15 protein-coding genes are annotated in these 20,864 nt (G+C 66.4%); 6 read left to right on the forward strand and 9 right to left on the reverse strand.

What is annotated here, in order from left to right; genetic code table 11:
• Positions 1–320: 320 nt before the first annotated feature.
• Positions 321–1,913: an FAD-dependent oxidoreductase gene (locus DB31_RS19655; protein WP_044190228.1), complete on the forward strand. Its 1,593-nt coding sequence runs from the start codon at positions 321–323 to the stop codon at positions 1,911–1,913.
• Here DB31_RS19655 and DB31_RS19660 read toward each other — a convergent pair.
• A complete protein-coding gene (locus DB31_RS19660) occupies positions 1,910–2,854 on the reverse strand; it encodes a fatty acid desaturase (protein WP_044190230.1) in 945 nt (314 codons plus the stop codon). The genes DB31_RS19655 and DB31_RS19660 overlap by 4 nt on opposite strands.
• Before the next feature lie 793 nt (positions 2,855–3,647).
• Here DB31_RS19660 and DB31_RS44945 point away from each other — a divergent pair.
• Positions 3,648–5,885, forward strand: coding sequence for a hypothetical protein (locus DB31_RS44945; protein WP_052420109.1), 2,238 nt, complete (start codon positions 3,648–3,650; stop codon positions 5,883–5,885).
• 41 nt (positions 5,886–5,926) lie between these two features.
• Here the strand turns inward: DB31_RS44945 and DB31_RS19670 are convergent, their stop codons facing one another.
• From DB31_RS19670 to DB31_RS49650, 5 genes are all read right to left on the reverse strand, one after another.
• A complete protein-coding gene (locus DB31_RS19670; protein WP_044190231.1) occupies positions 5,927–6,802 on the reverse strand; it encodes a hypothetical protein in 876 nt (291 codons plus the stop codon).
• Positions 6,803–7,516: 714 nt separating this feature from the next.
• Positions 7,517–9,007, reverse strand: a complete 1,491-nt coding sequence (gene tnpC, locus DB31_RS19675) for an IS66 family transposase (RefSeq protein WP_044190233.1) — start codon at positions 9,005–9,007, stop codon at positions 7,517–7,519.
• A gap of 42 nt (positions 9,008–9,049) precedes the next feature.
• Entirely contained in the window at positions 9,050–9,430 is a 381-nt protein-coding gene (tnpB, locus tag DB31_RS19680; protein WP_044190235.1) for an IS66 family insertion sequence element accessory protein TnpB, read from the reverse strand.
• A complete protein-coding gene (locus DB31_RS19685; RefSeq protein ID WP_044190237.1) occupies positions 9,424–9,843 on the reverse strand; it encodes a hypothetical protein in 420 nt (139 codons plus the stop codon). The genes tnpB and DB31_RS19685 overlap by 7 nt, the downstream gene beginning before the upstream one ends.
• Before the next feature lie 186 nt (positions 9,844–10,029).
• Positions 10,030–10,167: a hypothetical protein gene (locus tag DB31_RS49650; RefSeq protein WP_169787076.1), complete on the reverse strand. Its 138-nt coding sequence runs from the start codon at positions 10,165–10,167 to the stop codon at positions 10,030–10,032.
• Between the two features lie 9 nt (positions 10,168–10,176).
• Between DB31_RS49650 and DB31_RS19690 the strand changes: the two genes are divergently transcribed.
• From DB31_RS19690 to DB31_RS19700, 3 genes are all read left to right on the forward strand, one after another.
• Positions 10,177–10,497, forward strand: coding sequence for an aldo/keto reductase (locus DB31_RS19690; protein WP_276203635.1), 321 nt, complete (start codon positions 10,177–10,179; stop codon positions 10,495–10,497).
• Between the two features lie 196 nt (positions 10,498–10,693).
• Positions 10,694–12,487: a hypothetical protein gene (locus DB31_RS19695; protein ID WP_044190241.1), complete on the forward strand. Its 1,794-nt coding sequence runs from the start codon at positions 10,694–10,696 to the stop codon at positions 12,485–12,487.
• 183 nt (positions 12,488–12,670) lie between these two features.
• Positions 12,671–13,033, forward strand: coding sequence for an aldo/keto reductase (locus DB31_RS19700; RefSeq protein ID WP_240486775.1), 363 nt, complete (start codon positions 12,671–12,673; stop codon positions 13,031–13,033).
• A gap of 396 nt (positions 13,034–13,429) precedes the next feature.
• Here the strand turns inward: DB31_RS19700 and DB31_RS19705 are convergent, their stop codons facing one another.
• Positions 13,430–14,992, reverse strand: coding sequence for a carboxylesterase/lipase family protein (locus DB31_RS19705; protein WP_169787077.1), 1,563 nt, complete (start codon positions 14,990–14,992; stop codon positions 13,430–13,432).
• A 271-nt stretch (positions 14,993–15,263) separates the two neighbouring features.
• Between DB31_RS19705 and DB31_RS44950 the strand changes: the two genes are divergently transcribed.
• Positions 15,264–16,511 (forward strand): NPP1 family protein, encoded by a 1,248-nt coding sequence (locus tag DB31_RS44950; RefSeq protein ID WP_052420112.1) that lies wholly within the window; start codon positions 15,264–15,266, stop codon positions 16,509–16,511.
• A gap of 82 nt (positions 16,512–16,593) precedes the next feature.
• Here DB31_RS44950 and DB31_RS19715 read toward each other — a convergent pair whose 3' ends face one another.
• Both DB31_RS19715 and DB31_RS19725 read right to left on the reverse strand, forming a co-directional pair.
• On the reverse strand, positions 16,594–17,178 hold the full coding sequence (locus DB31_RS19715) for a superoxide dismutase (RefSeq protein WP_044190243.1): 585 nt from the start codon (positions 17,176–17,178) through the stop codon (positions 16,594–16,596).
• 2,490 nt (positions 17,179–19,668) lie between these two features.
• The gene (locus tag DB31_RS19725) at positions 19,669–20,298 is read right to left on the reverse strand and encodes a hypothetical protein (RefSeq protein ID WP_169787078.1); all 630 of its coding nucleotides are present in this window, start codon (positions 20,296–20,298) and stop codon (positions 19,669–19,671) included.
• Positions 20,299–20,864: the final 566 nt, after the last annotated feature.

A 20,864-nucleotide genomic window follows, 5' to 3' on the forward strand; every position in this document is an offset into this window, starting at 1 on the left:
CTCCTCGACGACGAGAGAGTGAAGCCAGGCGAACCAGGGGCTGATCGCGGAGACGAGGGCCAACGCCTGAGCCGTGACGCTGGCGACGAGGAGGGAGATCAGCGCCACCAGCCTGGTGCCTCCGCCGAGGGCAAACCTGACGAGGTTCCACGGCGTCTTTGCCCCAGGCGCGAAAGTGCGGCCATTTCTGCTCCCTCAAGCGGGGGAGGAGCCGGGGATGGAGGAGGAGAGCCCCGCCTTTGGCGCGACGGTGGAGGAGCCGAGGAAGGAGCGCACACCCCGTTTGGACTGCTGCTGCCGAGCTGATAGAGGCCCGAGGCATGCACGAGAAGACCTCGCGAGAAGAGCGTGTCCCGGTGCTCATCGTCGGCGGCGGTTTGGTCGGGCTGTCGACGGCGCTCTTCCTGGCGCATCGCGGGGTGAAGGCCCTCGTCCTCGAGAAGCACGAGGGCACCTCCATCCACCCCCGAGCCCGTGGATTCCACGAGCGCACCATCGAGCTGTTCCGCTCCACGTGCGCGCGAGAGGAGATCGAGCGGGTAGGGGGCGTGCCTCCCGATCTGGGCGGTGGAGGCCAGTTGGTGGCGCTCACGCTCGCGGGGCCCGTGTTGTCCTGGATGCCCGCGGCGCCGGGAGCACATCGGTCGGACCTGAGCCCGTGTCCGCACGTCTACCTGGGACAGGACAGGCTCGAGCCCATCCTGCTGCGAGCCGCGCGCGAGCAGCAGGCCGAGGTGCGCTTCCGCCACGAACTGAAGGCGTTCACCCAGGACGTGAAGGGAGTGACCGCTCAGGTCCTCGATCGAGCGACGAGAGAGACGTACACGGTTCGCACCGACTACCTGGTGGCGGCGGATGGTGTGCGCAGCTCCGTTCGCGAGGCGCTCGGCATCGCGCAGCGGGGGCGTGGCTCACTGGGGCACAACGTCTCCACCCTCTTTCACGCGGATCTGTCTCCCGTGCGAAGGGAACACCCGTTCGGCTTCGCGGTGCTGAAGCACCCCGAGGCGGGCGGCGTCATGGTGGCCACGGACGTGAAGGACCGGTGGATTTACGCCACCCGGTTCGACGTTTCGCGAGAGACACCCGCGGACTTCACCGAGGAGCGCTGGACGCGTCTCATCCGCCTTGCCACGGGGCTGCCGGAGCTTGTCCCGACGCTCCTGGGCACGTTTCCGTGGGAGGCGGCGGAGCGGGTGGCGGAGCGCTTCTCCTCGGGCCGCGTGTTCCTGGCGGGGGATGCAGCGCACCAGATGCCGCCCACGGGAGGGCACGGCGCCAATACCGGCATCCAGGACGCGGCCAACCTGGCCTGGAAGCTCGCGGCCGTGCTGAAGGGACAGGCCGGGCCGTCGCTGCTGGAGACCTATGACTCCGAGCGCCGCCCGGTCGCCGCAGCGACCGCGAACCAGGCCACCCTCCTCGCGCTGCGTCTCGAGAAGGGAGCCGCGATGCCGGAGGACGACGGGGCCGTCAGTGCCAGGGTGATCATCTTCGGCTATCGCTATGGCTCCGATGAGCCGCTCCCTCGGATGTTGACCCTCAACGGTGAGCCCGGCACGCGCGCGCCGCACGTGTGGCTCTCGTCGGAGGAAGGCCCGGTGTCGACGATCGATCTGTTTGGCGGAGGCTTCGTCCTGCTGGCGGGGGACCGGAGCTGGCTCGATGCGAGCGAGGCCCTCTCGAAGCGCGCGGGGCTTCCGCTCCAGGCCCACCGTGTCGACGGCTGGCAGAGCACCTATGGCGTGGGAGCCTCGGGCGCCTCCCTGATCCGTCCCGATGGAATGGTGGCGGCGCGGTGGAGCGAGGCCTCGAGCGATGCGGAGCGTATGCTCTCCGCGGCGCTCGCGGCGGCTACCAGGACTCGTCAGGCCGCCCTCCCATCAGGTGTGCGGCAGGAGTCTGGGCGCTAGTCCCGCCGCCGCTCCACGCGCCGCTTGATGCGGCTGTAACCGCCCAGGCTGGGGCGCATGACGAAGTTCCAAAGCGTCGCCGTCCACGATTGGTGCGCCAGGAGACCGTCGTAAAATTCCGGCGCCATCGCTCGTAGCTTCGGCAGGCGCGAGCCAGGAACGTAGGGGAAGTCGTGGTGCTCGTTGTGGTAGCCGACATTGAACGCGAGCACGTTGAGCGGCCCGTAGTACGAGTAGGTCTCTTGCCCTTCGCGGAAGACGTAGTGCTCCGAGATGTAGTGTCCGGCAATCGGATGGAGCCCCATGACGATCAGTGAACTGATCGGCAGATAGGCAAGCGCTTTGCCGCCCCAAAAATAGAACACGGCCACGTTGAACGCGACCTGCACGAGGAGGTTCGCGATCTCGGAAGCCCCCGGCTTCTTGGGATCCACGAACAGCGGGCGGAGCGCGTAGGCAAAGCCTTGGCAAGCGAGCCAGAGCAGTTTGCTTGCGCGATGGCGCAGCAAGCGCGCCTCGAACTCCGTCGGTATATCCGTGTCGAGCCGCTCGTCACCCTGATGGCTGTGATGGCGCAGGTGGTAGTAGCGAAACGTTTCTGAGACCGGCACACCCACGGGCAGATTGATGAAGACGCCGAACACGCGATTGTGCCAGGGCTTGCGGAACGCGAGATTGTGAGAGAGCTCGTGAATGGCCAGGAGTAGCGCCTGGTTGATCACTCCGCCCACCGCATAGGCGACCAGAACAATCAGCCACCAGGGCGCGTCACGCAGCAGGAAGGCGAGCGAGAGTTGCAGCCCGACGAGCAGCGTGCAGACGTACTTCGTGCGCGAGCACGGGCCGTAGAGTTCCTTGATCTCGGGATGCGTGCGAAGCAGCTCGCGCCGCCGCGCGGCGTGCGGTTCGTCCTCGCTGGACCAGATGAAGCCATTGGACATGGCGCCCACGGTACCTCAGGACCCAAGGGGATGGGCAGTATCAGTTCGCTGTACCCCGTCGTCGTGCCGGCCAATCAGGCGAGCCACGAGGTGCGGCCGACGCCGAAGCAGGGCCTGCGGGGAGCGTGAGAGAGGGCGCGGCGGGTAGCGAGGTGGTCCCGCCCCGCTCGTTGATGATGTCCTCTTCCGTCACCATGTTGGGCGGTAGCTGGTTCTCGCTCGTGGGCCCGAGAACGCCCCGGCTCATGCTGGCCCCCGTCAGAGAGATCAGCACCTCGTCTAGCGCCTCCTTGGGCCCGTAGGGGGCTCCCAGCGCAGCAAGGCCCGCCCGCAGATCGGCCTCTACTTCAGTCGCCGACTGATAGCGGAAGCACTCAAGGCCCACCGCCACCTGTGCGGCTCTTACGTGTTTCAAGAGTGGATGGGTCACGCCACGATTCAGATTGCTGGGCTTCTCGGGATGGAGGCGGCGGGAATCGAACCCTCTGCGCGGAGCTTCTGGCGAGATCGATCCAGAGCGCCGCTTCCGTCATCCTCTTTGGACGGGCCACGAGGGGGACGCGCGGCTCGTGCCGGGGGAGCGGCAGAGGGCTACAGTCGGCCCGCGGCCTCCAGCACATCGGGGACCTGTTTGGCTTTGGCTCCGGCTTTGCCTGTCACCAGGGACCAGGACGAACACCGCCGCCCACTGCCGGATCGAACCCCATTCAGAAGTGTCGAAGAAATCACGATTTACAGCTATTGCTGGTGTTTGGACCGTGTTGGTGCATAAATTCGCCTGGAAAGGAAACTCATGCACCTCCAGCGGGTTTCGTTCGCGGTCCTCGGGTTGAGCTTCTGTCTCCTGGCGGCGGGGTGTGACAGTGCCCCACCCGAGGTGCTCCCCGCCGTGGCTCCCGAGGAGGCGCTGCACTCCGAGCGTGGCGGCATCGGCACGTCCTCGCAGGCGCTGCTGTCCTCATCGCCGCGGACGATTGATCCCCGCCGCTCGCTGGCGGTGACGGATGAGAGCATCCTGGCGCAGTTCAGCTTCCAGAGCGTGATGCAGCAGTTGGTGACGCAGGCGGGGGTGGCCGGGGTGGACCGGATGACGCTCTTCCGCCAGCTGTGGGACACGCAGAACCCGGCGCCGGGGCTGAACCTGGGGCCCCACTGCGACGATGTGCGCGATGGCGCGCTGCAGCCGATCTTCAACGGCTATCCCATCGACTGCCCGCGCGCTGAAGGACTGGAGACGCAGATCGATCCCTTCTCCAACCCCACGACGAATGCCCAGGCGTACATCCCCATCGGGCTGTTCAACCGCTTCGATCTGGCGCCTGCCAGCGGAGCCAACTGCGGCGAGTACCGCATCGCCTTCGGGAAGCGGGGAGGCTTTGGCCGCAACCTCCTCATCTTCGAGGCGGTGCTGCCCAACCCGCACCCGGAACAGGGGCTGGAGGGGTGCCGCCCGGTGGTGGAGTTCTGGGCCGGCCTGTCGACGCCCACCCGCACCAGCGCGGACCGGGCCACGGCGCTGCGCAACTTCTACTTCACGGGCCTCGCCGGCTTCCTGCCCGTCATCCACCTGGACAATTACGGCAACCGCGCCACGGGAGCCACGGGGCAGCTGCGCACCAACCAGTTCATGGACTCCACGTGGAACCTGCGCGAGTTCAAGCTGAAGAAGACGTGTGGCACCTCTTGCACGCTGCGGTGGATGCCGGCCACGGACAAGACCAACCCGGCGGGCACGCTGTTCGATCCGGCCTCGCCGCACGCGCTGGCGGATGACTTCCGTGCCGCCTTCCTCGCCACGGAGGTGTCGCGGCTGGCCCTCAACGACATCAACCGTTTCAACATGGTCGTCGCCGACAAGTTCAACAGCGGCCAGAGCGAGGTGGAGTTCGGGGGTGACACGGACTACGACTCGATTTTCGGCGGCGCGAGCGCCTTCCGCACCAGCATCCAGTCGAAGCTCACCAGCATCGGAAGCACGCTGACGCCCGACCACATTGTCCGCCGGGCCCAGGCGCTCTCGTGCGCCGGCTGCCACCAGCTCAGCAATGGGCGGGATCTGGGCTTTCGCACCGGCTCGGGCAGCACCATTCCCTGGCCCAACTCGCTGGGCTTCACCCACGTGAGCGAGCAGCTGCGCGAGCCGAGCCCGGATGGGGGCAACCGCTTCGTCATCTCCCCGGCGCTCACCGACGTCTTCCTGCCGCACCGCAAGCAGGTCTTCGAGGACTTCCTCAACACCCTGTCGTACACCTTCACGGGGGCGGTGGGCATCTCCGGCAGCGACATGGTGGGGCCCAACCGGCTGACGAAGGGCCCCTGCACGGGCCAGCCCTTCACCACCCCGGATCCAGAAGGGGCGACGCTCGCGGTGACCAACAGCGAGCTGGGCACGGCGAGCTGGGACTGCGCGGAGCCCAACTTCTGGTTCGGCTCCAACCTCGGGCGGCCGCTGAGCCCCAACGCGGCCACGCAGGCGTTCACGTTCAAGCCGCCAGCGGGCTACACGTGTGACGGGTATGACTTGTACGGCCCTTACGCGAGCCACACGTTCAGCAAGTCGGGCAACAACTGCACGCTGAGCATCACCCTGGGCACGCCGGGGGATTTGTTCCTGTGGTTCTACGTGAAGCCGACGCTGGCCTACAAAGTCAGTGGGGCGGTGGCGATCGACGGCTCGGATGCGATGGGGGCCAACCGGGTGACGCAGGGGCCGTGTGCGGGCAAGCCGTTCATCACGGGCTCGACGACGCGGGTGAACAACGCGCAGTTGCTCAACTCGCGCTGGGACTGTGTCGAGCCGAGCTTCTGGTTCGGCGATGTGCTCGGGCAGCGTGTCTCGCTGAGCGCCACCAGCCAGTCCTTCACCTACACGCCGCCCGCGGGCTTTGCGTGCACGTGGTACGGGCTGTACGGGGACAAGACGGGCGAGAGCTTCACGCGCTCGGGCAACAACTGCACGCTGACGTTGCAGCCCAACGCGGCCGTCAAGCGCGGGGAGCTGTTCCTCTGGTTCTTCGTGCAGCCGCTGTAGCTGCTCGCGGGCCGGGTCGCGCCGCTTGGCAGCGGTGAGCATCAGCTCTGGAGCCGAGCTGTAGCTGAACTGGGGCGCGGCGTGGTCCAGTGAGCCACTTCTATCTCGAAGCGCTTGGCCTTCAGCGTCAGCAACAGACGGTAGAGCCGGGGCGAGATGAGCAGTTGCTCCCTCGGCCGTAGCACGCCCTGCCAGGCCCCGATGAGTTGCCGTGTTCGCACCCAATCGCTCCCATCCTGCCCTTCCTGCTTCAACCACAACTCCGAGATGCGGTTGAGCCCAGCGACATGCTTTCGAGGGCACCGGTGCCGACCCTGCTGATCCAGGTTGAAGGGATCATCTCCCACGCGGGTGGGGGGAACGATGTCCACTGGCTTCGAGGTGACGACAAGCTGACGCCACTCCTCAGCCAGCTTCCCTGTCTTGTGCCTGACCGGCCGGTATTCCGCTCCGGTGATGCCGTGCTTGCGCAGAGCCTCGGTCAGCCGGGCCGAGACGACGATCTCTCCCGCAATGGTGACAGCCAGATCCTTTTTCTTGGGGATGTGCGGCACATCCAAGTGGAGATCCGTCAATTGCGGTGCCCCTGCTCCGCAGTGAGGGCATGCCGCCGCATCGTCGTACTTTGTCCCGCACATCTCGCCTGGCGGCTCGAACGTTGGGCGGATGATCAGTTGGAGTACCTCTGCGGTATCCAACTCCTTTCGCGTGTAGTGCCTGGAGATGTGTGAGTACGTGAAGAATGCTTTACCTTTCTTCAAGAACTCACGGTCAAGATCAGCAATGAACTTGACGCGAGGATCATCCATCGGAAGCACGATCTTCCGGACGCTGTCTCCCAACAGGGTCCCCAGCCCAGGCTCAAGGAACATGTCCGCATGGCCCGCAGGAACTCGAAATTCGATGGTCTCTCGCATGGCTCTCAGGGGTTGATGCCAATGAGCTGAGGGATGGGGTATCGAGAGTAGACCTCAAAGAGGATCTGCTGGAGCCGCTCTGGGGGGGCTGGCCCTGGCCATACGGCCATTGCCTCCGGAACTCCTGGGTCATGGACTGGTGATAGGCGGACTGAAGCCGGTACGTCGCTCCTGCTCTCGGCCCTCCAAGGTACATGGGAATGAAGTGGTGCTATTGATACCCCTGGAGATTCGGGTAACGGGCTCTTGCATCTGCTACCGACTGGAAGTATCGCTCCCGCGCCTGTTGAACCAGGTGGTACTCCTCAGTTTGTCGCCGCCTCGCCGCAATCTCCTCTCGTGTGGGCCGAGGGTTGAGGAGTGGAGGTTGTGTACGTACGCCCAGCCCGCCACGGCCTCCCCTGCGTAGCGGACGGCGAGTCATCACCGGCTCCACTACGCCCTCCGATTTTCCCTCTACGAAGAGGACGTCCCACCCTGCTGCTTCCAAGGCCTCTTCGCCCCCAGGCTCCCACTCCAGCATTGCTACCGGCAGGAAGACGCTAGGAACTTTGCCGTGCTCCGCCCCAGGGGTATGGCGCACCAATACAGCCGTCCCAGGTGGGAGCCTCCCGGCAACCTCCTTCACCGGTGTCCCGACTTCTCGTATCAGTTCGCCGATCCCCGTAGAGGGCAGGCGGTCGAGCAGGGCTGCTGGCCAGGGGCGAGCGAGCGTCAGTCGTAGCCTTGAGGAAGAGTGACGGTGCCCGGATTCTCGATGGCGGCCCGGGCCGCGCGCAACAGGTAGTCGCCCGGATCCTCCCCGCGCAGCTTGGCCGTCTCGATGAGCGAGTAGAAGAGAGCAGCTACCTCGGTGCCGCGCTGGGACTTGCTGCCGTAGTGGTTCTTGCGGCCGAGCACCACGTCTCGCATCTGGCGCTCCACGGGGTTGTTATCCAGCGGCACCCGCGGGTTGTGCAGGAAGACCGTCAGCCCGCTCCACAACTCCAGCATGTACTCCAGGGCCTTGCGAAAGGTGCTCTCGGGCAGCGCCTTCTGGGACAGGGCCCACGCTTTGATTTGCTCGATGAGGGGGGCCGACTGCTGCTGACGCACGGCGAGCCGATGGGCCAGCGCCTCCTGCTGTGCCGTCCCTTCCAGGGCATGCCAGTCCGGCAAGTCTTCTTCAAGGGCATACAGCTGACCGATGAGTTCCAGCACGTGCGCGCAGGTCGGCTCGAATTTGAGCGCCTCCACGAATTTGCGCCGCACGTGCGCCCAACAGAACGCCAGAGTCGCAGGGGCCGGCCCGTCCGCGCCGGACTTCGTCGCCGTCTGGTAGGCCGCATACCCATCCACCAGCACGACGCCCTTGAAGTCTCCGAGGACCGTCTTGGCGGTGGCCCCCGAGCGGCTGGGCAGAATCCGGTGGTACACCGCGTCCGGGGAGGCCACCGTCCACGCGTACCACTTCTTGCCGGGGCCCTTGTCCAACAGGTACCACAGCGTCTCATCGGCGTGGATGAGCGGCGAGGTAAATACCTCGGCCAGCAGCGCCTCGTCGCTCTTGTTCAGGTGACGGGCCAACGCCTCTATCTGGTCCCACAGCGTCTGTCGCTCCACCACCAAGCCCTCACGCAGGAACATGCGCTGCTGGCGTGCCAGGGGCAGGTGAAAGGCATACTTCTGCAGGGCCACGTGGACGGCAAACTCCACCGAGTAGCGGCCTCCCTCCACCAGCCGAGGCGGGGCAGGCGCCGTCACCGGTGCGCACCCTTGAGGGCAGCGGTACTTCTGGCGGTGCAGCTTGCGCAGCACGAACTGGCGCTCCACCACGGTGACTTCTTCACTGTCCTCGGTCTGCCCCTTCCACTCGTGCAGCGCAGAGCCACACAGGCCACAGAGCTGGTCGGCCTCGTCCAACGGCAGCAGCACCTCTTGGACAGGCAGCTCGGGCTGAGCACGGGGACCATGGCCCTGGGGCTGCTGCGAGCTGTGCCCTGGCTCCCACGGAGGCGACACCTTTCGCTTCTCGCTGGAGGCGCCGAACTGCTGCTGCTGCATCAGCGCCACCTGCTCTTGAAGCTTTTGCAGCTCGCGCTGCAGCAGCACCTGTGCCTCCTTGCCCTTGAGCCGCGCATTCTCCGCCACCAGCTCCTCCAGCCGCCGGTGCAGCCGCTCATTCTCGGCCTGCAGCAGCCGGGCGACCTGCTTGGCCGTGTCCAAGTCTGCTAATTCGTCTATCGGCACCATCCTACTCTACAGGTGCTACGGAGGGCTGCCCACCGCCAGGGTTTTTTCGTCGAACGCGGGAGGCGACAGCTTCCAGCGCCCCGCCAGCTCGCAGCCCTCCAAAAACAGCGACAACTCGGCCACCGTCAGCTCCACCGAGGCGGCTCCTTTGTCCGGCCAGGGCCGGGCAAACCTCCCCTGGAACAGCCGCTTGGTCAGCAGCACCAGCCCCGTCCCATCGAAGTAGAGCACCTTGGCCCGGCGACGGCTTCTGCCCACGAACAGGAACACGTCCCCCTTAAGCACCTGCCCTCCCAACTGCTGCTCCACCAGCGCGCTGAGCCCGTCAAACCCCTTGCGCATGTCCACCGGTGCTGCACACGCGAACACCCGCACCGCTCGGGTGAGCGTCAGCACCCCAGTTTCCGCAGCAACTGTGCTGCGGCCTCCAGGCTCAACCCCTCCACCCGAAAGCCCCCGGGTGCCACCACCGCCAACGGCCCGGCCTGCGCCACGGCGGCCTGCGCCACCGCCGGCCGTCCCGGCTTCTTCGGCTCGGACACCACCACGGGTACCAATCCCTGCGGCTCCGCACCCGCCTTGGCTCTCCGATGCGCCGCTGGCTTGCCCTTCCTCCAGGCTTGCAGCGTCGGCTTCGAGACTCCAAGCGCCGTGGCCGCTGCCTCAAACGTCCCGCCTGTCTCCAGCACATGCGCCACGTACCGCACCGCGAACGCTCTCAGCACCTCGGGGTAGGGCAACGAGCCTTTCTGCCTCCCGGCCCTCAGTCGCTCCACCTCTTGCCGGAACTGCTCCAACTCCTTCTCCATGGACTCCTCCTCGTCTGGAGCCCATGAGGTGTCACACCGGGGAGCACCTCGTCACGACGGGGCACGGCGAACAGATACGTTTTACCGGCGCTGAGCCCGGTGCTTCCCGGGACTTTCACCGGGGCCACCGCTGGCCCACCGCTGGCCCCACCGCTGGTCGCGTCGACGCGGGCCTCGCAGTGAGCGTTACGGGCCTCCTGGCGCGTCCAGGCGGGCCAGACGGGCCACGTCGACGCGCGCCTCGTGGTGCGCGCTCCGGGCCTCCTGGCGCGTCCAGGCGCGCCAGACGCGGGCCAACGTCGGCGCGCGCCTCGTGGTGAGCATCCAGGCAGGCTGGACGCCGGCCACTTCGCGCGGTTCGCCGGTGCGAATCGTGAGGCGAACGCTCAGATCGTCGCCGGTCTCCAGGGCCTCGCGAAGCGTTGGGGCATCACGGCGGGTCAGCTTGCGATCGGGTGGGTGCTCGGCAAGCAGCCGCGGTTCGTGCCGACGCTGGGCATGCGCACGCTCCAGCAACTGGACGAAGCGCTCGCTGCGAAGCCGTTGACCGCGGAGCACCTCGCCGAGGTCGAGGCGATCGCGCCGCGCGGTGCGATCGCGGGCACCCGCTACCCAGCCGCGCACATGGCCGCGCTCGATAGCGAGAAGCGCTAACCCTCTTCGAGAGAAGCACCGAACAAGAGCGTAAGTCGCGGCGTCCGCTCCTTCTTCGCTTCCCCATTCTCCGCTGCCTCAGGCGGTGGGCTCGCTTCTTGTGGCTCCGGCCCTGCATGGCCTCTATCCTGCCTATACGCGGCCTAAGGTCCGCGACCGGTGCCTGGTCATCAACGAGTCGAGGGGGTTGGAAACAATGAGAATCGTCTATGTGTCTTCGTTGCTGGTGAGTATGTGCCTGATGGGATGCCTCGATTCCGAACTCGAGGCGCAGGCGCCGGGTCGGGAGCTCACGGAGAGCGACCGCGATGCCGCTCGACACGGGCTCAAGGATGCCGTGAGGAGCGCGCACCTGGAGACCATCGACGTGGGTGGAATGACCGCTGGGCTCTCGGCTGGGCGCAAGGTGCAGCTCGCGCTACCCGGCGCGGGTCAGGCCGTGCTCGTGATTCAGAGCGTGCGAGAGCTGTTGCCCGGCGTCACGACCCTCTCGGGGCACCTCGCGGACGACGAGACCTCCGACTTCACGCTCTCTATCGAAGCCGGCAAGCTGGTGGGCTCGATCCGGCAAGGGAAGCACGCCTGGCTCGTGGAGCCGCACACCCGCTCGGACCAGCACTTGATCCGGACGATCGATCGGACCCTGCTGCCCAAGGATGAGCCGGCCTTGGGGCAGCCGCGGCAGCTCTCGGAGGCGCCGAGGAGCATGGATCAGCCCTTGCGCACGTCATTGTCCACGGGCACGGGCAACGTGCGCGTGCTGTTCCTGCACGCGAACAACGTCACGAACGCGAGCGCCCAGGCCGCAAACATCGTCACGGCCTTCAACTACTCGCTGAGCCTCAGCGGGGTCGCGGGCAACAATTATCTCACGATCGCGGGTGTCCAGGAGGTCGCGGCCAACTTCAACGGGCAAAGCAAGACGATGATCCTCGATGCGATGAGAAGTCGAGCCGCCCCGTTCACGGACATCAATGCCGCCATGGCCAACACCAACGCGAACATCGCCTTCTTGCTGGTGCAGGAGGATCCGACCGCATCGGGCGACGGTGACTTCGGACGGGTGGGTGGCGTGGCCCGCAAATTCGAACGGGACAACCCTTTCGCGCTCTCCACGGATGACTACTCGTTGGGCGACTTGACCGCCCTCCACGAGATCGGTCACGTATTCGGCGGCGACCACGAGGACACCGCGGGCAGCGCGCGACCCGTCGTCGCAGCCGATGGCACGTGGATGACGGTGATGGGCGGGTACGTCCAGTGCCCGTTCACGGGTCGTTCGGCCACGTGCGTGCGGCTGATTCGCTGGTCGAATCCCGACCCCACCCATACGTACCTGGGCCATCCGCTGGGGGTCGCCAATGAGCGCGACATGAAATCGCACCTCGAGAGCAGCATGCCAACGGTCTCGGCCTGGACGTGGACGGTGCCGCCCTCTGCCACGTTTCACATCAACGGCCAGGTCAACGGGAGCCTCATACTGACTGCAAACACGCCATTCACACTCAGGTATACCTCTACCAACGCTGTGTCATGCGACCTGACGGCATACCGGAACGGCTCCGTCTGGTACTCCATTCCGAACTTCAACCCTTCGCACGACTGGGGCACCGTCACAGGCCTGGAGCCCGGCAGCTATAGTTGGAACGTCGTGTGCCGTGACGCAGCAGGCTGGACCGCATCCGCGACCTCGCGCTTGACGATTACGTGCGATCCGCGAGCCGGGACTCAGGGGCAGATGTGGATCACGGGTGGCGGTTATGGCCAATACGTCTATCATGGCGGTTGGTGCAGCGTTGGAACCCAGTTACCGCCCATGTGTTGGGAGGGCACTTATTTCCATTATCAATATCTACTGAGTTCCTCCTGCGCGAGCGGCGGAAGCGGCGGCTCGTGCTATGACAACGATGCTTGGTGGTGGGTGTCCTGTCAGTCGCTCGTCGACTGTGTCTACAGTTGCAGTGGACAGTGCGTGCAATCGAGTTGCTGAGCACAGCACCAGCCTCATCGACAAGGCGCCGGCCCCTCCGCTCCCGTCCGTCACCTCTCAACAGAGCTTCAGTCCTGCTGGAGGCGCTTACCGCTCTGGCAGGTCCGGAGCGCCAGGTCACCCGGCGCACCCCTCGGGTATGTCGTTTGAAAGCACCCACACGCTCCGTCGCTGTACGGCGTGTTGTCGCGCGGACTGCTCGCGGCCAACCCGATTGGCGCCGACGACTCGCGCGCCCACATGCCGCGGTTCGCCGGTGCGAATCGTGAGGCGAACGCTCAGATCGTCGCCGGTCTCCAGGGCCTCGCGAAGCGTTGGGGCATCACGGCGGGTCAGCTTGCGATCGGGTGGGTGCTCGGCAAGCAGCCGCGGTTCGTGCCGACGCTGGGCATGCGCACGCTCCAGCAACTGGACGAAGCGCTCGCTGCGAAGCCGTTGACCGCGGAGCACCTCGCCGAGGTCGAGGCGATCGCGCCGCGCGGTGCGATCGCGGGCACCCGCTACCCAGCCGCGCACATGGCCGCGCTCGATAGCGAGAAGCGCTAACCCTCTTCGAGAGAAGCACCGAACAAGAGCGTAAGTCGCGGCGTCCGCTCCTTCTTCGCTTCCCCATTCTCCGCTGCCTCAGGCGGTGGGCTCGCTTCTTGTGGCTCCGGCCCTGCATGGCCTCTATCCTGCCTATACGCGGCCTATACGCTCCGGTTTGGTCTTTTTTTGGTCCCAAAAACCGGATTTGGTCCCGAGAATGCAAGCGCAGCCCCCGTTCTCAGAGGGCGGCGCCTTGAAAGCGGCGGGTTGCTCGGCTTGGAAGCGGCGGCATTCGAACCCGCCGCTCCGAGCTTCTGGCGAAAGCGATCCATCGGTCGAACGCGGTTTCCGTTAAGACTTCCCAGCACGGCGCTCAGCGGGCCTGGCTTCCATCGGCCCGCGCAAGGGTTCTCGCTACTCGGGCAGCAGGCCCAGGGCATCCAATTGGGCGCAGCGCCCAGAGCGCCACGTCGTCTCCGTGGAGCCCGGTGACTCCCAGGTGAGGAACGAACCGTCCGGAGTGAAGGCGGGCCACGCTGGCTGGGTCGTCGGCACTCCTGTGCGCGCCAGCGAGCCCCAAGCGCCCTGCACCCGCGCGGACAGTTCCAGATCCACCTGGGTCGGCGTGGTTCCTACCTGCTCGAACCGCCCGAACAGGTAGAGGATATCGGTGCCATGGACGGCGCCCAGGGGGGCCAGGACTCCATTGGGGAGGGCGTGGGCGAAGCGGTAGAGGTACGCGGGAGCGGAGCCCGCGGTGGCACTCGCCGTGGCCAACTTGAGCGCGGGACAAGTGAACGAGACATCCGTCCCCAGCGCCGTCGCGGCCGCCACCTCGCCCACGACGGACGGCTGGTAGAGCGCGGTGAGCGGCTCCTTCCGCGCCGAGGCCCCTATGTAGTCGACGTAGCGGCCGAAGTCGCCCGCGTTGCCCACCACACCCAGGGCCGCCATCACGAAGCTCAGCTCGGCGTCATTGGCGCCCACCACCATCGGCACGTCACCCGCGCCCGAGCGCACCTGAGCGAGCGGCCGTCCCGTCAGCACGACGCCGTCGACCACAGGCAGGATGGGAAGCAGGGGAAAGCCCATCTCGGACACCGGGGTGTAATGGGACTGGACCTCCAGCACTTGGGCGGTCGTCTTGCCGCGCAGACACGCTGCGATGTCCCCACGGGTACACCCCAGCCCCACCGCCGTCACGAGCCCCACGGAATAGGCGGACGGGAAAGCGCCCACGGCCTCTTCCCGGGCCAGCACCGGCCGATAGGTCCCTGACTGCACCGCGGCCCGCTGAAACAAGCCCTGCGCCAGGGGTGAGGCCAGCAGGGCGGCCATTGAGGCGCCGCCCGCGGACTCTCCGGCGATCATCACCCGGGCGGGGTCTCCTCCGAACGCGGCGATGTTGCGGCGCACCCACTGCAACGCGGCGATTTGATCCCTCAGTCCCCAGTTGCCCGTGCCCGTGTCCGGCGCGGTGAGCTGGGGGAGCGCGAGGAAGCCGAGCGCGCCCAGCCGGTAGTTCACCGACACCACGACCAGGTCCTCGCGGAGGGCGAGCTCCGCACCGTCGTACCAGCCCTCTCTCGAGGCTCCCTCGACGTAGCCGCCCCCGTGGATCCACACCAGGACGGCACGCGCCGGGCCCTGGGGATGTGCCCAGACATTGAGGGAGAGGCAGTCCTCGTCCTGGGGTGTCAGGTTCCGGTTCTGGGGACACGCGGGGCCGAACTCGGTGGCCTGTCTCGGGGTGGTCCAGGGCTGGGGGCGCACGGGCGGAGCCCAGCGCAGGGCGCCCGTGGGCGGAGCGGCGTAAGGGATGCCCTTGAACACGACCAGCTCGGACGCGAGGCTTCCGTGGACGGGACCCTCGTCGGTGGTCACGTCCACCCCAACGATGATCGAAGGAGGTGGATGGGGCTGCTCACCGGCATCCGGGCCCTGCGAGGAACCTCCGCCACATCCCCAGAGCCACATGGCCAGCGGAAGAACTCGTCGTGTCGTTGACCCGATTATTTCGCTCATTTTCTCTCTATCCCTGAAGCACGCGGAAAACGGTTGAACCCCACAAAATCCGGAAGTCGCAGTCCGGAGACCCCGAGGCCCGGGGTCTCCATCCCCCTGGCTCTGTCTGTCCCTCCTACCTCGCAGGTTGCCTGGAAAGGTGTGTCCCATGAAACCCCTGAAGTCTCCTTCTCGCTCTTTCGTCCGGCCATCCCCCACCTCTGCCTCGAAGCTGGGTGGGCTTATGTTGAGCCTCTCCGCGCTGGCCAGCGGGTGCGGCCCCCTTCCCGAGACGTCCATGCCGCCGGAGAGCCCTTCCCAGGCGCAAGAGGAGCTTCGGCTCGCGGCCCCCGTGACCATCCACTCGGATAGCTACTACCAGGGCCTGTCCCAGACGCTGCAGGTCGGCTGGTACGACATCTGGGATCTGACCATTGGGAACGACACCCTCAGCTCGCTCCGGGTCCCCGCCGGTTACAAGGTCACGCTGTACTCGGACGCATACTTCGCTGGCGAGCAGCGGGTCTACACCCAGGACACGGGCTGGGTGGGGTTGGACTTCAACGACCTGACGTCCGGCGTCCGGGTGGAGCAGATCGGGTCTTCCTATGCACTGGCGCAGCGCTTCGCGCCGCGGCTGCGGTTCGACGGCTCCGGCCACGGCTACCCCATGGCGGCGCAGACGTTCTACGACACCATCGTCAAGACCGGGTCGTCCTCCCGCCTCGAGAACACCGACGCGTCGACGCTGGGCACGGGACAGATCCCCACGTACTACCAGGTGATCTCGTGCGGAGCGCAGGTGCGGATCAAGTACTGGTGGTTCTACGGCTACCAGGCGCCTTGCGACGGGACCAGTGGCTCGCACAACGGTGACTGGGAGAACGTCGTGGTGACGTTGAGCGAGGACCAGTCCAGGATCGCGGCCGTCACCTTCGCGATGCACGGCAAGTCGTACACGCGGCTGGCGAACCGGAACGGCTTCTCGCTGGAGGAGGGCACGCACCCCGTGGTGTACGTGGGGAAGAACTCCCACGCTGCGTTCTTCGAGCAGGGCGGCAGCAGCACCTCCTGCCTGGTCTGGGAGGAGTACCGCAACAACTCCACGGGACTGCACCTGAACAGCTGGTCCAACCTGGTGAGCCTCGATACCGAGGTGGACCCGTCGGACTGGATCGCCGCCGATCGACAGGGCGGCTTCGCGTGGGGACGCGACGGCGTCAGCACCCATCCGACGCAGAGCGGGCCGAACTGCTCGATGAAGGCGGCCGAGTGGTCGAACGACGTCCCCACCTGGTGGCACAGCCAGTGCAAAACCGGCGACCGCGATGATGGCAGCAGCTGCCATGTCCAGTGCAGGCCGGGGTATACGGACATGGGCCTCACGTGCACGAACTGGTCGACCTGGAGCACCTACAACCAGACCCTCTACAGCTACGGCTACACGCTGCCGACCTCGAACGTCGGTCTCCTGACGAACGACTACGACTGACGCCGTACCGTCGTGAAGCCCAGGTCCACAGGCTGGGGAACGTCGATTCCCCAGCCGTACACAGAGCTCTGGGACGCGCGGCTCAGCGGCCCTTGAAGTTCTGGGCGACGAAGTCCCAGTTCACCAGCTTCTCCAGGAACGTCTCGATGTACTTGGGCCGGGCGTTGCGGAAGTCCACGTAATACGCGTGCTCCCACACATCGAGGGTCAACAGGGCCTTCTGTCCGTGCTTCATCGGCAGGTCCGCGTTGCCCGTCTTCGTCACGGCGAGCTTGTCCTTCTCCAGCACCAGCCAGGCCCAGCCGGAGCCGAACTGCGTCGCGGCGGCGTTGGCGAACTGCTCGCGGAAGCGCTCGAACGAGCCGAAGTCCCGGACGATGGCCTCCGCCAGCTCTCCTGTGGGGCGCCCGCCCCCGTTCGGCTTCATGCAGTGCCAGTAGAACGTGTGGTTCCACACCTGGGCGGCGTTGTTGAAGACGGCCCCCTCGCTGCCGAGGATGACCTGCTCGAGCGTCTGGTGCGCCTCCGGCTTGCCCTCCAGCAGCTTGTTCAGGTTCGTCACGTATGCGGCGTGGTGCTTGCCGTGGTGGAACTCGAGCGTCTCCGCGCTGATGTGCGGGGCCAGGGCATCCTTCGCGTACGGCAGGTCGGGCAGGGTGAACGGCATGGGGTGCGTCCTTTCGAGGTGAGAGGCCCTGCTTAAGGGAGCACCGCGCAACTGTCAGCCGATGGGCCAATCTGTTGGCATCGTGCCAACGCGTTGGCGGAGAGAGTGCCGCCGCGCGCGCAGCCGCCTCTCGCGGGCGCGGGAGGTTCGTGAGGGAGACGGCTGGCGGCAGAACGGACAACTGCCAGGTGGCCGTTATCGTTCGCAGGCTTTGTCTGCAGCAAATTCGCCGAGTCGGGATAGCAGCGGGCTCCCCAGGAGCCTGAGATATGATGCGGCAGCGGCCAGAGCGGATGCGGCAGACCCGGCAGGAGCACGGCGTGCGGAGAGGTGCCCGCGCGGATTCTCCAGAGGAGGCTGGGGCTGGAGGGGAGCACTCCCACGAATGGGCACGGCATGGCCGCCTGCGCTCCGCTGCGCTCGTGGGCCTGGCGTGTGTGCTCGGGCTGGGCACTGTGCTGTCGAGCTGCGAGCGGCCAGAGAAGGGCGGGGCGTCAGCATCGGAGAGGCAGCATCCTCCAGGCGTGTCTGCCCCCTTCGACGTCAGCGAGGTGATGCGACGGGTTCACTTTGCCTGGCGCCCGGAGGAGGGGGGCTTCTCCGCCGGCCACTCCACCTACGCGGCGCGTGCCAGCGGCAGTGGCGCGTGGACCTTCACCGGTTTCCATCAGTCGGCGGAGCTGGGGCAACTGCAGAGCGCTCCCCTGCGCATCGAGACGGGCTCCCTCGAGCGAGGTGGCCGCCTGCTGACGCCCCCCGGGAACGCCGGAGTCTCCGAGGATGGCAGCCTGTCCATCGCCCGTGGGGCTGTGGTGGAGCGGCTGCGCAATGGTGAGGAGGGAGTGCGGCAGAGCTGGACGTTCGCGCGGCGTCCCGGTGGGGCTGGGCCGCTGACCGTGCGGCTGAGGGTGGAGGGGCTGCCCTTCGTCGGCGAGACGGCCTTGGGTCTGCACTTCGCGGATGCGAGCGGCCTGGGCGTCCGCTACGGCGCGGCGACGTGGACCGATGCGAGGGGCTCGAGCACACCCGTGAGGGTGCGGTACGAGGCAGGCCAGGTGCTGATGGAGGTGCCCGCGGAGGTGGTGGAGGCCGCGGCGTATCCGGATGTCGCCAGCGGTGGCCTTCGACGGCCAGAACTACCTGGTGGTGTGGCAGGACGGCCGGGGAAATGGAAACCGCATCTATGGGGCGCGCGTGACGACGACGGGCGTGGTGCTGGAGCCGGAGGGCATCCGGCTCAATGGGGGGGGAGGACTCGCAGACCGGGCCCACGCTCGCCTTCGATGGGCAGAACTATCTGGTGGCGTGGCAGGACTGGCGGGCCTCCTCGCACTCGGACATCTACGGGGCACGGGTGCTGCCGGATGGCACGGTGCTCGATCCAGGGGGATTCTCCGTCTCCAGCGCGCCCGGTGAGCAGCTCCTCCCCACGGTGGCCTACGACGGCGAGGACTTCGTGGTGGTGTGGCAAAACGCGCAAGGGTCGGGACCGAATGATCTCTACGGCGCGCGGGTCACGCTGGGGGCGGCTGTGCTCGATAATCCGGGCTTTGCCATCGCGCAGGACGCCAGCGACGAGCTTGCGCCAAGGCTGAGCGCTGGAGGCGCGGGCCGTCTGCTGCTCGTATACCAGCGCATGGAACTCCAGGCTCCGTATGGGACCCAACGTGTTCGCGCTCGGCTCCTGACGACCTCTGGCGAGCCTCCCGATGCAGGAGTTCCGGATGCAGGTGCGCCCGATGCGGGGATTCCGAATGGAGGATCCTCGGGTGGGGCTGATGCAGGCCCGCTCGATGCGGGTGCTCAGGATGCGGGCGCTCCGGACAGCGGAATGCGGGTGTGGTGGATGGTGGCACGCCGGACGGGGGTGGGTCCGATCCGGGCAATCCAGACGGGGGCGGCTCCGATCCGGGCACTCCAGACGGGGGCGGCTCCGATCCGGGCACTCCAGACGGGGGCGGCTCCGATCCGGGCACTCCGGACGGGGGGGGCTCCGATCCAGGCACGCCAGACGGGGGTGGCTCCGATTCAGGCACGCCAGACGGGGGCGGCTCCGATCCAGGCACGCCGGACGCGGGAGGTACGGATGCAGGTGGGCCTGGAGAAGAAGGGTCGGACGCGGGAAGGCTGGATGCAGGAGGCGTGGATGCCGGCAGGCAGGACGGTGGAGATCCCGATCAGGAGCTTCCGGACGCGGGCTCACTCGATGCGAGCGTTCCGGACCCGACCGATGGAGGTAGAACGGATGCGGGAATCCCGGATGCCGGCGGAATGGACCCGGAGGTCGAGGCACCCGGAAGTTGCGGCTGCACGGGAGGAGGCCCCTCGTCGAGCCTCTTCTACGCGGGGCTGCTGCTGGCGTTCGCGTGGAGGAGGCGAAGCCGCGTTGCCGGGTGAGTCCGAAGGGGAGGAGAACCTGGCGGACAGCCCTACCGGTTGGGACTCCCCTGTCGTCCGTGTTGCCTGGGGCCTCGCTCGGCTTACAGATTGTTAGCGTCCACGGAGGTTGACAGGGTTCTGCACGGAGTAGGTTTCCGGCAGCGGCGCTCCCCTCCATGGGAGCGCTGAGAGCCACGGAGTCACCTCCGCGAGTGGAGGCTCCCAGGTCAAGGCGCTCTCTGGTTTGAATTCAAACGCTTGCCCTGCAGTGAAGGCCCGTTGGATGGCGCGGTAGGTGCCACACGCTGGATGGTCCGCGCGGGCTGACCAGCCGAGGTCCACCTGTGCGGCGTACGAGACGTAGCGTTCATCTGGGTATGTGTATGAACGCGTTGTGTCGAAGTGCAAGCCGTATTTCTGGTAGAAGGGAAGAACTTTCTTGTGTGCGAAGCCATAGGCCTGCTTGGAGCCGAGGACACGGCAAGCCACCGCAGCTCCCAGGAAGACGAAGTCAGCAGCCCCGCTGTGAGCGACCTCCCGATCCACCCAGACGCCACAAAACTCTGCTGGGACATCCGCCAGTTGGCTGAGGATGAGCGCAGCCAGCAGAGGTTCCTGCACGCATCGCTCGATGGGCAAAGGCGTGAGCGCAGTGCGCAGGTGCACGCGGGTGCCGCCCACCATCACGCCATCCTCCCGGTAGGCGCCAACCGCAAAAACAGCTCCACGAGGCACCACCATCCACGACGGCTCCGCCACGGACTCCACACCATAGGCAGCGTAGGCCCTGCGCTGGCCTGCCAGGTAACACCCAGCCTGCTCAGGGTTCTCACGCGTATCAAAGAGTCGAAGTTCCATGCAGGCCCCCTGAGAGAACGGAGAAACGCCGCTCCCAGACTTGTTCCTTGTAGGGAATCCAGGCGGCCGCCATTCCTGACGGCAACGCCACGGTGCCTGCCTTTATCAGCTCAATGGAAGCCCTCAAGAAAACATCATCGTCCCAGCTCTTGTTATCTTGAAATTGAATTGCCGTTTCAGGTTTCTAGCCAGTCAGGAATCCAGGACTCTGTCGGCTCGTAGACAGTACAGGAATTCAAAAGCCCTCCCATGACCAAGGAAAAAATTGAAAGTCCATAGCCCGGACTTACCACCAGATGATCATCGATCGATGATATCGCGGCGGGTGAAGACGTTCGCCGCGTCGCTACGCGAACTTCATCGGCGACGCGACCTCGCTTTTGGCTTGCCGCCCGAACCGGCGCAGCGATGGACGTGCTGAACGCGTCACGGTGGAACACGGACCGCGG

Origin of the sequence: Hyalangium minutum, from assembly GCF_000737315.1 — a bacterium.
GTDB classification, from domain to species: domain Bacteria; phylum Myxococcota; class Myxococcia; order Myxococcales; family Myxococcaceae; genus Hyalangium; species Hyalangium minutum.